This is a genomic window from Cupriavidus sp. SW-Y-13 (assembly GCF_009793345.1).
Classification (GTDB): domain Bacteria; phylum Pseudomonadota; class Gammaproteobacteria; order Burkholderiales; family Burkholderiaceae; genus Cupriavidus.
In genome coordinates, this window is sequence record NZ_WHLX01000001.1 from 1,328,877 (window position 1) to 1,344,063 (window position 15,187).

14 protein-coding genes are annotated in these 15,187 nt (G+C 65.1%); 8 read left to right on the top strand and 6 right to left on the bottom strand.

Annotation, left to right across the window (positions count from 1 at the left end; translation table 11 throughout):
* Window positions 1-16: 16 nt before the first annotated feature.
* The 6 genes from GA566_RS05920 (at window position 17) to GA566_RS05945 (ending at window position 7,666) form a co-directional block, all read left to right on the top strand.
* Window positions 17-1,306 carry a dicarboxylate/amino acid:cation symporter gene (locus tag GA566_RS05920; protein WP_137928419.1) on the top strand — a complete coding sequence of 430 codons (1,290 nt, stop codon included), beginning with the start codon at window positions 17-19 and terminating at the stop codon, window positions 1,304-1,306.
* Between the two features lie 4 nt (window positions 1,307-1,310).
* Window positions 1,311-2,219 (top strand): amino acid ABC transporter substrate-binding protein, encoded by a 909-nt coding sequence (locus GA566_RS05925; protein WP_160472041.1) that lies wholly within the window; start codon window positions 1,311-1,313, stop codon window positions 2,217-2,219.
* A 405-nt stretch (window positions 2,220-2,624) separates the two neighbouring features.
* Window positions 2,625-4,940 (top strand): FdhF/YdeP family oxidoreductase, encoded by a 2,316-nt coding sequence (locus tag GA566_RS05930; RefSeq protein ID WP_160472042.1) that lies wholly within the window; start codon window positions 2,625-2,627, stop codon window positions 4,938-4,940.
* Window positions 4,941-4,991: 51 nt separating this feature from the next.
* Window positions 4,992-5,825, top strand: a complete 834-nt coding sequence (gene fdhD / locus GA566_RS05935) for a formate dehydrogenase accessory sulfurtransferase FdhD (protein WP_137928215.1) — start codon at window positions 4,992-4,994, stop codon at window positions 5,823-5,825.
* Window positions 5,826-5,873: 48 nt separating this feature from the next.
* Entirely contained in the window at window positions 5,874-7,304 is a 1,431-nt protein-coding gene (locus GA566_RS05940) for a PLP-dependent aminotransferase family protein (protein WP_137928214.1), read from the top strand.
* Entirely contained in the window at window positions 7,301-7,666 is a 366-nt protein-coding gene (locus GA566_RS05945) for an ArsR family transcriptional regulator (protein ID WP_370459271.1), read from the top strand. The genes GA566_RS05940 and GA566_RS05945 overlap by 4 nt, the downstream gene beginning before the upstream one ends.
* Before the next feature lie 59 nt (window positions 7,667-7,725).
* On the opposite strand, the gene GA566_RS05950 is transcribed toward GA566_RS05945, so the two are convergent.
* From GA566_RS05950 to wrbA, 3 genes are read right to left on the bottom strand one after another with little or no spacing between them, the layout of a single operon-like run.
* Window positions 7,726-9,159, bottom strand: a complete 1,434-nt coding sequence (locus tag GA566_RS05950) for an FAD-binding oxidoreductase (protein WP_160472044.1) — start codon at window positions 9,157-9,159, stop codon at window positions 7,726-7,728.
* 30 nt (window positions 9,160-9,189) lie between these two features.
* Window positions 9,190-9,618, bottom strand: coding sequence for a DUF2069 domain-containing protein (locus GA566_RS05955; protein WP_160472046.1), 429 nt, complete (start codon window positions 9,616-9,618; stop codon window positions 9,190-9,192).
* Window positions 9,615-10,208 (bottom strand): NAD(P)H:quinone oxidoreductase, encoded by a 594-nt coding sequence (wrbA, locus tag GA566_RS05960; protein ID WP_137928211.1) that lies wholly within the window; start codon window positions 10,206-10,208, stop codon window positions 9,615-9,617. The genes GA566_RS05955 and wrbA overlap by 4 nt, the downstream gene beginning before the upstream one ends.
* A gap of 193 nt (window positions 10,209-10,401) precedes the next feature.
* Here wrbA and GA566_RS05965 point away from each other — a divergent pair, with 193 nt between their 5' ends.
* A complete protein-coding gene (locus tag GA566_RS05965; RefSeq protein WP_160472047.1) occupies window positions 10,402-11,766 on the top strand; it encodes a YihY family inner membrane protein in 1,365 nt (454 codons plus the stop codon).
* A gap of 19 nt (window positions 11,767-11,785) precedes the next feature.
* Here the strand turns inward: GA566_RS05965 and GA566_RS05970 are convergent, their stop codons facing one another.
* Genes GA566_RS05970 through GA566_RS05980 form a run of 3 tightly spaced genes read right to left on the bottom strand, consistent with a single transcriptional unit; the run spans window position 11,786 to window position 14,277 of the window.
* Complete coding sequence (locus tag GA566_RS05970; RefSeq protein WP_160472049.1) at window positions 11,786-12,103, bottom strand: Mpo1-like protein; 318 nt, start codon at window positions 12,101-12,103, stop codon at window positions 11,786-11,788.
* Window positions 12,104-12,148: 45 nt separating this feature from the next.
* Window positions 12,149-12,973, bottom strand: coding sequence for an alpha/beta fold hydrolase (locus tag GA566_RS05975; protein ID WP_160472051.1), 825 nt, complete (start codon window positions 12,971-12,973; stop codon window positions 12,149-12,151).
* Window positions 12,970-14,277 carry an O-acetylhomoserine aminocarboxypropyltransferase gene (locus GA566_RS05980; RefSeq protein ID WP_137928207.1) on the bottom strand — a complete coding sequence of 436 codons (1,308 nt, stop codon included), beginning with the start codon at window positions 14,275-14,277 and terminating at the stop codon, window positions 12,970-12,972. Before GA566_RS05980 ends, GA566_RS05975 begins: the two co-directional genes overlap by 4 nt.
* 253 nt (window positions 14,278-14,530) lie before the next feature.
* On the opposite strand from GA566_RS05980, the gene GA566_RS05985 reads away from it, so the two are divergent.
* A complete protein-coding gene (locus tag GA566_RS05985; RefSeq protein WP_137928206.1) occupies window positions 14,531-15,004 on the top strand; it encodes a CBS domain-containing protein in 474 nt (157 codons plus the stop codon).
* The last annotated feature ends 183 nt before the right edge of the window (window positions 15,005-15,187 follow it).

Consider the following 15,187-nt stretch of genomic DNA (forward strand, 5'->3'; position numbering starts at 1 on the left):
ACTCCTTGGAGATGCCATGAGCAAGTCAAGTATCACGACCTGGATCCTGATAGCGATGGTTCTCGGCGCCGGGGTCGGCTACGCGTGCAATACCGCGTTCCCTGACCCCAAGGTGGCGAAGGACATCGCCGGTTATATCTCGATCATCACCGACGTGTTCCTGCGGCTGATCAAGATGATCATCGCACCACTGGTGTTCTCCACGCTCGTCATGGGCATTGCACACATGGGCGATGCCAGCACGGTAGGGCGCGTGGGCATCAAGGCGCTGGGATGGTTCATCACCGCATCGCTGGTGTCGCTGACGCTGGGGCTGATCATGGCCACGCTGCTGCAGCCGGGCGTCAATATCGGCCTGCCGTTGCCTGACGTGGGCGCTGCCACGAACCTGAAAACCAACGCGTTCACGCTCAAGGATTTTATCTCGCACCTGGTGCCGAAATCCGTGGCCGAGGCCATGGCCAACAACGAGATCCTGCAGATCGTGGTGTTCTCGATCTTCTTCGGTACGGCGCTCTCCACGCTGGGCGAGCGCGGACATCGCATGGCCGGTGTGATCGAGGATCTCGCGCAGATCATGCTGAAGATCACTGGCGCAGTCATGTGGATGGCGCCGCTGGCCGTGTTCGCGGCGATAGCGTCCACTGTGACCACGCAGGGGCTGGGCATCCTGATTACCTTCGCCAAGTTCATGGGCAGCTTCTATCTGGCGCTGTTCGTGCTGTGGGGGCTGCTGGCGCTGGCCGGGTTCGTGTTCCTCGGGCGGCGCATCTTCGACCTGATCCGACTGATCCGCGAACCGTTCCTGCTGTCGTTCTCGACGGCGAGCTCGGAAGCGGCGTATCCCAAGATGCTCGACTCGCTCGATCGCTTCGGCGTGAGTCGCAAGATTTCCAGCTTCGTGCTGCCGCTGGGCTACTCGTTCAATCTCGACGGGTCGATGATGTATTGCACGTTCGCCGTGCTGTTCATCGCGCAGGCGTACGACATCCACCTGCCGATGGCGACGCAGATCACCATGCTGCTGTTGCTGATGCTCACGTCGAAAGGGATGGCGGGGGTGCCGCGCGCGTCGCTGGTGGTGATTGCGGCCACGCTGAACCAGTTCGGCATTCCCGAGGCCGGACTGCTGCTGATCATGGGCGTGGACCAGTTCCTCGACATGGGACGCTCCGCGACCAATGCCGTCGGCAACTCGATTGCCGCTGCCGTGGTGGCCAAGTGGGAAGGGCAGTTGACCACGGGGCCGGTGCCAGAGACCGAGAAGGACATCCCCGGCACCAAGCCCGAATCGGCCGGAGCCTGACGCCATGCACTACGTCCTGGCTGCCGCGCTGGCCGCGTGGCTCGGCATCTTCGCGCCTTGTGTGACGGCGCAGACCACCGCACCCGAACCCGTGGTGCTGGCCGGCACGCTGAAGAAGGCGCGCGATACCGGCGTGCTGGTGATTGGCTACCGAGAGTCTTCGCTGCCGTTCTCCTATCTGAATCAGGCGAAGCGGCCGATTGGCTATTCGATCGATATCTGCCAGGCCATCGTCACGGCAGCGTCCGCCGAGATCAGCCGGGAACTGACGGTGCAGTGGGTGCCGGTGACATCGGAGAACCGCTTCGATGCCATCACGTCCGGCAAGGTAGACCTCGAATGCGGCTCCACCACGCGCAACGCCGAACGGATGCGAACCGTCGGATTCTCGCCCGTCATTTTCGTGGCGGGCACCAAGCTGATGGTGCCGCGTAATTCGTCCATCAAGACTTTCCGCGATCTCAAAGGGAAGACCGTGGTGGCGACGGCCGGCACGACCAATGCGGATGCCATCGAGCAATTGTCGCAGCGCTTCAACCTCGGCACAAAGCTGATCCGCGCAAGGGATCACGCCGATGCCTTCGAAGTGCTGCGCCACGGCGGCGCCGATGCGTACGCGGGCGACGACGTGCTGCTCTACGGCTTTCTCGCCCGCGCCGACGCCGGCAAGCAGTTCGTGGTCACGCGCGATTTTCTTTCCTACGACCCCTACGGCATCATGCTGCGCCGCGCCGACCCGCAGTTTGCCAGCATCGTCGACAAGGCCGTGCGCGACCTGATCACCTCCGGCGAACTGGAACGGCTCTACAAGCAGTGGTTCCTGAACAGGTTGCCAACTGGCGAACGGCTCGGCATCCCGATGAGCGCGCAGTTGGAGGACATCATTGCGGCGACGCCGAAGGAGCCGGAGTAGGGGCCTCGGCCCCACTCTTCCGATTGTTTTCGCCCCTCTCCCGCATGCGGGAGAGGGGCGGGGGAGAGGGCCAGCCGTGCAAATTGCGACATGGCCGGCAAGCAGACCCCCTCCCGCCCTCTCCCCCAACCCCTCTCCCACTGCGCGGGAGAGGGGAACGAAAACCCGAGCGGTTTGATGCTTCATAGGACTGAATCCAACACACCCATGCATAATTGACAAGCACAGTTTTCAGATTGTGCACTGCAACCGTGCAAACTGTACTCTTTGTGCTGCCCTGACACTGTACGTTTCCCGCATCACATTCCGGCAATAGTCTGCATCCATCGTTGCGGGCGCCTGGGCACACGGAAAACCGGGCCGGGCGCCCAGGTCTTTTGCTGGTTTTGCAGGAAGTCGCCCCCGATGAGTACCCCGACACCCGAAAAGGGACACGTTTCGCCCTATACGCACCCGGCCGCCGGCTGGGGCGCGCTCAAGCAGGTCGCCATCAACCTGGTCAAGGAAAAGGTTTCTGGCGGCAAGTACAAGACGCTGTTCAAGCAAAACCAGCCGGATGGCTTCGATTGCCCGGGCTGCGCCTGGCCGGATCGCCAGCACGCGTCGACGTTTGAATTCTGCGAAAACGGCGTCAAGGCCGTGGCGGCCGAGGCCACCAGCAAGCGTGTGACCAACGAGTTCTTCGGCCGCTACACGGTGGCGGAGCTGATGCAGCAGTCGGACTATGAGCTGGAGCAGCACGGCCGCCTGACGCATCCGGTGCGCTATGACCCCGCCACGGACAAGTACGTGCCGGTGGACTGGGACGAGGCGTTCCGGCTGATCGCCGCGCATCTGCAGCGGCTGGACAATCCCGATGCGGCCACGTTCTACACGTCGGGCCGGGCCAGCAACGAAGCAGCATTCCTGTTCCAGTTGTTCGTCCGGATGTACGGTACGAACAATTTCCCCGATTGCTCGAACATGTGCCACGAGGCCACCAGCCGCGGCTTGCCGGTGACGGTGGGCGTGGGCAAGGCTACGGTGCTGCTCGACGATTTCCAGTTGGCGGACACCATCATGGTCTGGGGCCAGAACCCGGCCACGAACCATCCGCGCATGCTCAATGAACTGCGCGACGCCGCCAAACGCGGCGCCACGATCATCTCGATCAATCCGCTGAAGGAACGCGGCCTGGAGCGCTTTGTCAGCCCGCAGCACGTGACCGAGATGCTGGGCGGCGGCGGCACCAAGATCGCCTCGATGTTCGTGCGTCCCAAGCTGGCCGGCGACCTGGCGCTGCTCAAGGGCATGGCCAAGCGCGTGATCGAACTCGACGATGAGGCCGTGGCCACGGGCGGCAAGCGCGTGATCGATGTCGATTTCATCGCCGAGCATACCGCTGACTACGAAGCCTTCGCCGCCGACCTGCGCGCCGAAAGCTGGGCCGATATCGTGGCCGAGTCCGGCGTGACGCGCGAGGATATCGACGCGCTGACCGACGTCTACGTGAAGAGCGAGCGCACGATCATGTGCTGGGGCATGGGCCTGACCCAGCACAAGGAGTCCGTGCGAACCATCCAGTTGCTGTCGAACGTGATGATGCTGCGCGGCAATATCGGCCGCCCCGGCGCGGGCCTGATGCCCGTGCGCGGCCATTCGAACGTGCAGGGCGACCGCACCATGGGCATCGAGGAACAACCCGATGCCGCGTTCCTGGACCGCCTGGGCCAGGTGTTCGACTTCGAGCCGCCGCGCGAGCACGGCCAGGACGTGGTGGCCGCCATCGCCGCCATGCTCGAAGGCAAGGTCAAGGTATTCGTGGGGCTGGGCGGCAACTTCTCGATCGCCACGCCTGACACGCCGCGTACCTGGGAAGCGCTGCGCCAGTGCGACCTGACGGTGAATATCGCCACCAAGCTGAATCGCAGCCACCTCGTGATCGGCCGTGACTCGCTGCTGCTGCCGACGATCGGCCGCACCGAGATCGACGAGCAGGATGGCGTGGCACAAGGCGTGACCGTGGAGGATTCGGTCTGCATGGTGCATATGTCGTACGGCATGAACAAGCCGGCCTCGCCGCATTTGTTGTCGGAAACGATGATCGTGGCGCGCATGGCCGAGGCCACGCTCGGTGCCGAGAAGGTGGACTGGCGCTGGTATGCGCAGGATTACGCGCGCATTCGCGATGCCATCGAAAAGGTCATTCCGGGATTCGAGCGCTTCAACGAACGCGTGGCAAAGCCGGGCGGCTTCCACCTGACACCGGCTTCGCGCAATCGCGTATGGCGCACGGCGTCTGGCAAGGCGCAGTTCCTGGTGCACCCCATCGACCGCGACACGCCGATCCAGCGCGCCCGCGACCGCTATGGCGACGACCTGCTGGTGATGATGACCACGCGCTCGCACGACCAGTACAACACCACGATCTACGGTCCGGACGACCGCTATCGCGGCGTGTTCGGCCTGCGCCGCGTCATCTTCATCAACCGTGCCGATCGTGAGCGCCTCGGGTTTGCAGAGGGCGAACGCGTAAATGTCACGAGTGTCTGGGAAGACGGCATCACGCGCCATGTGAAAGACTTCCTGCTCGTGGACTACGACATTCCGGCCGGCTGCCTCGGCGCCTACTATCCGGAGACCAATCCGCTGGTGCCGCTGGAAAGCATCGGCGACCGGTCCGGTACGCCAACGTCGAAGTCGATCCCGGTACTGCTGCAACGCGCGGCGGTATCGGCGTAATAGCGCGGGTAGACGCGCCGGGATTCCATCCCCGGATTGCAGGAGGGCATCATGGCCGAACGAGGTTACGTCGCGCGGGATATCCGCCGCCACCAGGGCGACAACACGGCGCTGGAAATCGACATGGTGGCCGACGAGGTGCCCGTGGCGCTGGTCTACAACGGCATCTCGCATGCCGTGATGATGGCCACGCCGCTCGATCTCGAGGTCTTTGCCGTGGGGTTCTCGCTGACGGAAGGCATCGTCGACGGTATCGGCGAGATCTACGATATCGAGGTGGAGCCGGGCTGCGATGGCATCGAGGTCCGCATCGAGATTTCGCAACGCGCCTTCATGGCGATGAAGGCCCAGCGGCGCACGCTGGCCGGGCGCACCGGGTGCGGCGTGTGCGGGATTGAAAGTCTCGCGCTACTCGATCTGATTCCCGATCCGATTGGCCGCCCCGTGCATCGCATCACGCCAACCCCGGCCCTGATGCGCCGCGCTGCGGACGCCCTGCGGGCCCGCCAGCCGCTGATGGCCGCCACGGGCGGCGTTCATGCCGCGGCGTGGTGCGGTCCCGATGGCGAGGTGCGTGCCATCTTCGAGGACGTGGGGCGCCACAACGCACTCGATAAATTGATTGGCCACCTCGCGCGTGCGCGGGAATCGTTCGGCGATGGCTTCGTGTTTCTCTCCAGCCGCGCCAGCTACGAACTCGTCCGCAAGGCCGCGCGGATGCGCATCCAGATGCTGGCCACCATCTCCGCGCCCACTTCGCTCGCCATCCGCATCGCGGAACAGGCGGGGCTGCGCCTGCTCAGTTTCTGCCGCCAGGACGGCTACGTCGAATACACTTCGACAGATTCCGAGATCGCTACCGATCCGCCGGTGACCGCAGGCTGACCGCCCAGGGTTGCCCGGCGCGGCCGGATAACCTGAAAGGCGCCCCCGTTGGTCACCCTGTACGAAAAGCTTGCCGCCGATATCGAAGCGCTGGTGCAGCAGGGCGTGCTGCTGCCCGGCGAGAAGATCCCGTCCGTGCGGCAGGCCGCCCAGCATCATCGGCTCAGCATCACCACGGTCATCCGTGCCTATCTGCTGCTGGAGTCGCGCGGCATCCTCGAAAGCCGTCCGCAATCGGGCTACTTCGTGCGGGCACGCCCCGGCGAGCCAGCCATCGACCTGCAGCCCAGCCGCCCCGCCGCGCGGCCCTCGGCCGTCGATGTCAGCGCGCTGGTGCTCTCCACGCTGCGCTCGATCCGCGCGGACGATGCCGTTCCGCTCGGTTCGCCGTATCCGGACCCCAAGCTCTACCCATGGCAGCGGATCATCCAGTACGCCAATGCCATCGGCAAACGCTACGACACCTGGAGCGTGCTCGACGACCTGCCGCCCGGCTCGCCGCAACTGATCCGCCAGATCACGCGCCGCTATCTGGAAAACGGCTACACCGTGGATCCGAACGAGGTGATCGTCACCATCGGCGCGACCGAGGCCATCAACCTCTGCCTGCAGGCCGTGGCCAAACCGGGCGACACCATCGCCGTGGAATCTCCCACGTACTACGCCATGCTGCACGCCATCGAGCGGCTGGGCATGCAGGCCGTGGAGGTAGCGACCGATCCGGTGGAAGGCATCGATGTTGGAGCACTGGCCAGACTGCTCGACGAGCGCCCTGTGGCCGCGTGCATGGTGATGCCGAATTTCCAGAATCCGCTCGGCTTCCAGATGTCCGACGAACGCAAGCAGGCGCTGGTACAGCTGCTGACGGATCGCGATACCCCGGTTATCGAGAACGATGTCTATGGCGAGCTGTACTACGGCGACGTCCATCCCACGTCATTGAAATCCTATGACACGGCCGGCATCGTGCTGCACTGCTCGTCGTTCTCCAAGACGCTCACCAACGCGTACCGCATCGGCTGGGCGCTGCCGGGCCGCTACAAGGAGAAAGTGGAGCGGCTCAAGTTCCTGAACACGCTGACAACCTCGACGATTCCCCAGCTTGCCATCGCGGAGTTTTTGCGAAAGGATGGCTACGACTTCCACCTGCGCCGCGTGCGCAAGGCCTACGCGCAGCAGGCCAATATCATGGCGGCGGCGGTGCGGCGCTTTTTCCCGGCGGGAACAAGGGTTTCGCGACCGGCGGGCGGCTACGTGCTGTGGGTGGAGTTGCCGGAAGAGGTAGACGCGATGTCGCTGTACCACGCCGCGCTGGAGCGGCAGATCACCGTGGCGCCCGGCCATATCTTCTCGCCGGTGCCGACCTATACGAACTGCATTCGCCTGAACTACAGCGGCGCCTGGACTGCGGAAGTGGAAGCTGCCGTGGTCACGCTGGGCAAGCTCGTGGCGACCTTGCAGCAACGGGAGACGATATGACAGACATGGCAGACGACGACAACCAGAGCGACGACAGCAACCGAAACGAAGATGCCGACGATGACCTCGATCCGGTGCTCGGGGCGATCCTGCAGACGCTATGGGACCACACCCGCAGCGTCGCCGCGCAGCCCGAAGCCGCGGCGAAGGATCTCTCGCTGGCCCGCCTGAGCAAGCGCGCCAGCGTGCAGATGAGCGTGTTGCGACGCATGCTGACCCAACTATCCGAAGCCGATCTCGTGGTGACTGCCATGGAGGAAGACGGACGTGGTACGGCCCGGTTGACGGAGGAGGGCGAAGCGTTGTGCGGGCAGTTGTTTGGGGAGGGGGAAGAGGGGCAGGATAACCAGACGGTGCACTAGCCTTCGCCTTCGCCAATTGTGCAGCAGCCTGCTGCACAATTGCCGTCCTCACCAAACTGTCAGACCACCTTCCCAGGATTCATCAGACCCTGCGGGTCGAAGGCGTGCTTGATGGCGCGCATCATGGTCAGTTCCACAGGGCTCTTGTAGCGCTGGTTTTCCTCGACCTTCAGTTGCCCCAGGCCGTGTTCCGCCGAGATGGAGCCGTGGTGGGCGTGGACGCTGTTGTGGACGATCAGGTTGATGGCGTCCTGATGCGTGAGGAAATGCTCGTGATCCACACCCACGGGTGGCGACACGTTGTAATGCAGATTGCCATCGCCGAGGTGGCCGAACGTGACCATGCGCGCGCCGGGATAGGCGTCCTGCAGCAGCGCGTCGGTGGTCTCGATGAAATCCGCTACGCGCGAAATCGGCACGGCGATATCGTGCTTGATGTTCTTGCCTTCCTCTACCTGCGCCAGCGGGATGTGTTCGCGCAGGTTCCAGAAATCGCGCGATTGCTGCACGGACTCCGCCACCACGGCGTCAGTGACCACGCCGGCGTCGAACGCGGCTTCCATCATCTTCTCGAAGATGCCGCGTGCATGCTCTTCGCTTTCGCTATCGGACAGTTCCAGCAGTACCAGTTGCGGATGCGGGGCGTCGAATGGATAGCGCAGTTGCGGGAAGTGCTTTGTCACCAGTTGCAGGCACATCGCGGACATCAGTTCGAAGCCGGTCAGCATGGCGCTGGCATGGGACTGGGCGATAGCCAGCAGCGCCAGCGCCGCGCGCGGGCTCTGCACGGCGGCCAGCGCCGTGACGCGGGCGCGCGGTGCCGGGAACAGCTTCATGACCGCCCCCGTGATGACGCCGAGCGTGCCTTCGGCGCCGATGAACAGGTCGCGCAGGTCGTAGCCGGTGTTGTCCTTGCGCAGGCCGCGCAAGCCGTCCCAGACCTCGCCCCGCACGTTGACCACTTCCAGCCCCAGGCACAACTCGCGGGTATTGCCATAGCGCAGCACCGCCGTGCCCCCAGCGTTCGTGGACAGGTTGCCGCCGATCGTGCAACTGCCTTCGGCCGCCAGCGATAGCGGGAACAACCTGCCGTGCTGCTGGGCCACTTCCTGCAACTGCTGCAGGATCACGCCTGCCTCTACGGTAATCGTGTTGTTGAGCGGGTCCACCTGGCGTACGCGGTTCATGCGCTGCAACGACAGCACGACCGTGCCACGCGCCGCGCTCTCGCCAGCCTGCGGCGTGGCGCCGCCGCAAAGGCCGGTGTTGCCGCCCTGCGGCACGACGGCTAGCTTGTGCGCATGGCAGGCTCGCATCACCGCGGCCACTTCTTCCGTCGATCCGGGGCGCAGCACGGCCAGTGCATCGCCGGTATAGCGATGACGCCAGTCAGTCAGGTAGGGCGCCTTGTCGGTAGGCTCGGTCAGCACATTCTGCGGGCCCACGGCGGCGCGGCAGAGATCGAGGAAGGAATCGGTATGCGCAGCGGTCATGGCAGTCAGGGGCGACGAAATGAAAACGAATCAGGACGAAGATTGCGCGGAAGCCTTGGCGGTGGCGCGTGCCCGGCGCTTGTAGGGGCGCAGGTAGCAGACCGTCGCCACGAAGAACAGCACCGTCAGGGCCACTTCGCCCCAGGCCAGCCACGACGAGGGCGCGCGGTCGCTGGTGGCGCGGACGATGCCCTCGGTGAAATACAGCAGGATCAGCATCGACGACCACTGCATCGTATAGCGATTGCGCTGCCAGACGCCGCGCAGCACGGGCAGCAGCAGCACGAACTTCAGGATCAGCCACGATCCGCCCGGCCGCAATGGGGCGAGGAACCACTCCCAGGCGATGCAGAGCACGATGAGCGCCACAAGGCTGGCCACGCTCAGGCGCCACAGCGCCGGGTTGTGCAGGGCGCCGTCGGACTCGACGGAAGCGGTGGCTTGGGATGGGTTCGTCATGCGGCGAGTTTCAGTGCGGATTCGGCCAGCCGGCGACCCATGGCGATGGCCAGCGACGCCTCGTGGTCGGTCAGCGGGCCGGAGTTGTCGACGTGGGCATGATGGCTAGGGCCATAGGGCGTGCCGCCCGCGGTGGTGGTCATCAGCCCGGCTTCGGAGTACGGCAGGCCGACAATCAGCATGCCGTGGTGCAGCAGCGGCAGCATCATCGACAACAGCGTGGTTTCCTGTCCGCCATGCAGGCTGCCCGTCGACGTGAACACGCAGGCCGGCTTGCCCGACAGCGCGCCGGAGAGCCATTGCGCGATGGTGCCGTCGAGGAAGTACTTCATGGGCGCGGCCATGTTGCCGAACCGGGTAGGGCTGCCCAGCGCCAGGCCCGCGCATTCCTCCAGGTCACGGAGTTCGGCGTACGGCGCGCCTTCGGGCGGGATATCAGGCGCGGTGGCTTCGCAGACGGTGGAGACGGGCGGCACGGTACGCAACCGCGCCTGGGCGCCCGGCACGCGGTCGATACCGGCGGCGATCAGTTCGGCCAGCTTGCGGGTGTTGCCGTGACGGCTGTAATAGAGAACGAGGATGTCGGTCATCGGGATCGGCGACGGGGTGATCGGCAAAATGGCACGTTCTACCGGGTCAAGGCCGTGAATTTGCAACGAAAAATGGCGAAAGGCGCCGCGAAACAATCCGCGTATTATAGTTGTGCCCCCGCGCCAGGTGCCGCATCGATGGCACGTCGGCTGCCATTTTGAGAATAGTCTTCATCGAGGAGTTCGCCCCCGCATGTCTGCTGCCGCTGCCCGTATCGCCCGCCTCCGCAGGGAATGGAATCTGCAGAAGGTGCGTGCGCTGGCACGTTACGCCTTGCGTCGCGCTGGGGAGGATCGCCTGCCGCAGGTCTCGGCCAGCCTGACCTTCACCACCTTCCTGTCCGTGGTGCCTGTGCTGACCGTGGCGTTCGCGCTGCTGGCCGCGTTCCCGGTGTTCCGCGATTTTCGCGGGCAGATCGAGATGTTCCTGTTCCAGAACCTGATTCCCGGTGGCAACGTCAGTGATTCGGTCTCGCGCTACATCGGCCAGTTCTCCAAGAGCGCGCGCGGCCTCACTGCACTGGGCCTGGGCGGATTGATGGTGACCTCGGTGCTGACCATGCTGACCGTGGAGGATGCGCTCAACGCCATCTGGCGCGTCAAACGGCGCAGGCCGCTGGCGCAGCGGGTACTGGTGTTCTGGGCCGTCCTGACGATGGGCCCGGTGCTGATCGGTGCCAGCCTCTCGGTGAGCTCCTACCTGCTGTCGATCTCGATGGGATACGTCGGCAACCTCCCGTTCGGCGTGACGATGTTTGTCAGCGTGGTGCCAGTGCTGCTGTCGGCCGTTGCCTTCGCATTCCTGTACATGGCCGTGCCGTATGCCTACGTGGACTGGCGCGATGCGCTGACCGCCGGCATCGTGGCCGCCGTGGCCTTCGAGGTGGCCAAGCGCGCCTTTGGCTACTTCATCACCCATATCCCCACCTACACCGCTGTCTATGGCACGTTCGCGGTGCTGCCGCTGTTCCTGCTGTGGATGTATGTCAGCTGGCTGGTAACGTTGCTGGGCGCCACCATCGCGGCCAACCTGCCGGTGATCCGCGAAGGGCACTGGCGCCGGCGCACGTTCGCGGGCAGCGAGTTCTTTGACGCGCTGGGCGTGCTGTACGTGCTGTACCGCGCGCGTGAGGATGTGCCGCGCAGCGTGGGCGAGCTCGACCTGGGCCGCAAGCTGCGGGTCGAAGCCGACTACCTGGCCGTGCTGCTCGGCAAGCTCAAGGCGATGCATCTGGTGGGCAAGCTCCAGCAGGACCGGGGGCAGGCGCACTGGGCGCTGCTCTGTGATCCGTCTCAAGTGACGCTGCGCATGCTGCATGACCGGCTGGTGCTGAACATGGCCCGGCTGCCGCGAACCGCGCTGGCCCAGCAGATGCAGGGTGTCGAGGTATTGCGCGGCATCCTGGACAATCCCCAGCTCGACCAGCCGCTAGAAGCCGTTTTCCGCCAGCAGACGGCCAATGCAGCCGCCAACGAGGCGGGTGAAGTGCCGGGACCTCAGGGCGATGCGCGCAAGCTCGTCGAGTTGGTCCCACCGGGTTGGCACGGCCAGGTCTGAGACCGCTGACGGTGCCGGATCAGAACGGAATCCGTCCGCGCCAGATATCCGCGTACATCACCCAATCTCCCATGAAGCTGTAGAAAGGGTGTCGGAAGGTGGCGGGGCGGTTTTTCTCGAAGCCGAAATGGCCCACCCAGGCGAAGGCATAACCCGAGACGAACCCGGCCAGCAGCCACCACAGGTTGCCCGTCGCCAGCAGCGTCCCCAGGCAGAGCAGGGAAATCGTCGAGCCGACGAAGTGCAGGCGGCGGCAGGTTCGGTCGCGGTGCTCGTTCAGATAGAACGGGTAGAACTCGGCGAAGCTGGCGAATTCCTTCGTGGGGGCGTGGGCCATGGCGGTCTCCTGTTTTTCTGGTGGGACTGCAATGCAGGCAGCCGGCTATCGGGCTGCCACAACCTTGCGCGCAAAGGCTGCCAGCGCGTCGAGTACCTCGTCCGGCTTCTCGCCCATCATCGCGTGCCCGCTCGGCACCGTCACGATGCTGGCCTGCCGCATCTTGCCGGCCAGCGCCTGCGCGGCCTTGGGCGACGTCATCATGTCCTTGCTGCCGACCACGAACAACGCCGGGCAGGTCACGGCCACCGCCGCTTCCTCGCCTTGCGCGTAGCCGTTGCAGGCCGAGAAGTCGTTGTGGAATACGCGCACGTCCGGATTGCGCGCGGCCACCCGTTCCATAAGGCGCTGGCTGCCGCCGTGCATCCAGGCACCCGGTCCCGGCGAGGATGGCTTGCTGGCGAGGCTGGAAATCGACCACTGGTTGACCATGGCGATGGCCTCCGGCTCGCGGTGCAGCGCGGCGTCGAGCAGGGCATCCGACACCTTCATCGGATAGGCCGTGGCCAGCAGGCCGATGCCGCGCACAGCGGCCGGATGGCGCGCCGCGCATTCGAGCGCGATCAGCGATCCCATGCTGTGGCCGAACACCAGCACGGGTGCCGTCACGCCGGCGGCAGCCACCAGCGCCATGACCCAGTCGGCCATGGCCTCGACGGTATCCAGCGGCGCGCCTTCGCTGCGGTTGTGGCCGGGCAGGTCCACGGCCAGCACCGAAAAACCATGGTTGGCGAACCAGCGCGTCTGCAGCGCCCAGACGCTGTGATCGTTCTGCGCCCCATGCACGAAGACCGCGCAGGGCAGGGCGGCGTCGAAGGGTTTGCCGCCGGTGTAGGCGTAGGCCGGATTGCCGGAGAGGTCGAGCTTCATTGCTTGCCTCCCTTCTCCATGGCCTTCTCCGCCGCCTTCAGGCCGCGCTTGAGATCCTCGATCAGGTCGTCCGGGTCTTCCAGTCCCACTGACAGCCGGATCGTGCCTTCGCCGATGCCGGCGGCCTTGAGCGCGGTGGCATCCATGCGGAAGTGCGTGGTCGAAGCGGGATGGATCACCAGCGACCGCGCATCGCCCACATTGGCCAGGTGCGAGAACAGCGACAGGCTCTCGATAAAGCGCTGGCCGGCCTGGCGATCGGCCTTGAGGTTGAAGCTGAACACCGCCCCCGCGCCCTTGGGCAGCAATCGCTTGGCCAGCTCGTAGTCCGGATGGGTTTCCAGTTCCGGATAGGCCACCGATTCCACCATCGGATGCCCGGCCAGGAACTGCACCACGCGGCGCGTGTTGTCCACGTGGCGGCTCATGCGCAGCGGCAGCGTCTCGATGCCCTGCAGCAACTGCCACGCAGCCATCGGATTCAGGCAGGCGCCGAAATCGCGCAGCCCTTCGCGGCGGGCGCGCAGCAGGAACGGCGCCACCGTGCTTTCCTCGGTGAACACCATGTTGTGGAAGCCTTCGTACGGCTCCGACAACTCCGGAAACTTGCCCGATGCCTCGAAATCGAACGTGCCGCCTTCACTCAGCACGCCGCCGATGGTGGTGCCGTGTCCGCCCAGGAACTTGGTGGCCGAGTGGTACAGCAGCCCGGCGCCATGGTCGAACGGACGCAGCAGGTAAGGCGTGGTGAACGTGGAATCGACCAGCAGCGGGATGCGGTGGTCCCGCCCGATCTGCGCCACCGTGGCGATGTCCAGCACATCCAGCCCCGGATTGCCGAGCGTCTCGCCGAACAGCAGGCGGGTCTCGGGCCGGATGGCGGCGCGCCAGGCGTCGATATCACGCGGATTGACGAACGTGGTCTCGATGCCGAAGCGGCGCAACGTGTAGTGCAGCAGGTTGTGCGAGCCGCCATACAGCGCGGTGGACGCCACGATGTGCGATCCCGCGCCCATCAACGTGGCCACGGCCAGATGCAGCGCGGCCTGGCCGGAGGCGGTGCCGATGGCGCCGGCGCCGTTCTCCAGCGCGGCCACGCGTTCCTCGAACACGGCGACGGTGGGATTGCTGATGCGGGAATAGACGTGGCCGGCGCGCTCCATATTGAAGAGCGACGCGGCGTGCTCGCTATCGCGGAACACAAACGACGTGGTCAGGTGGATCGGGGTGGCGCGGGCCCCTGTGGCGGGGTCGGGCGCGGCGCCGGCGTGCAGCGCCAGCGTGTCGAATCGGGTACCGGACATTGGGCTTCTCTCGATCGATGGATTGTCTCTGCCCGGCATCCTAGCACCATGCGGCGCCAGCGCCATCGGGGGATACGCGGCGCCGGGAGGCCCGCTCGGGGGCTGTCCCGCCAGGCAGTCTGGCCCCGAGGCCGCCCTCGCTTTACTTGCGGCGTCAAATTGGGCTAGGATCGGCCATCATCGGGCCTGAGCCCCCCATCCCTATTTCAAGCCCGCCAACGGGCACATGCATCGAGGCAGCGGAGACACCACCATGAAAGTCAGCGACATCCTGCAAATCAAGGGCAATACGCTCTATACCGTTACGCCGGATACGCCGCTGCAGGAGGCCATCGACACCATGGCCAGCCACGACATCGGCTCGCTGGTGGTAATGGAATATGGCGATCTCGTCGGCATGCTGACCTTCCGCGAGATCATCGAGACGGTGGCCGCCAACAAGGGCACGCTGGGCACCCACAGCATCCGCAAGGTCATGGACGACGCGCCGCTGACCTGCACCCCCGAAACCGACGTCAACGAAGTGCGCCGCATGATGCTGGAGCGCCACACCCGCTACCTGCCGGTACTGGAGAAGCGCACGTTGATGGGCGTGATCTCGTTCTACGATGTGGCCAAGGCCGTGGTGGAAGAGCAGAGCTTCGAGAACCGTATGCTCAAGGCGTATATCCGCGACTGGCCGGAAGAGGGTGGCGAACGCAAGAGCGAGCCGGACCGCGTCGGCTGACGACTCCTGGCGTTTTCCCCGGCGCCCACGGCACTCACACGCGGCCCTCCACGGGCCGCGTCGTTTTTCTCTGAATTATCCGAATTGAGAATCGTCCCATAGCCGCAACCGCCGGCTGCTGGCATGATGGCGGCGAACTGATGCCCCGGCGGGTCACCGGGGCCCATTGCAGTTGCCATCCGA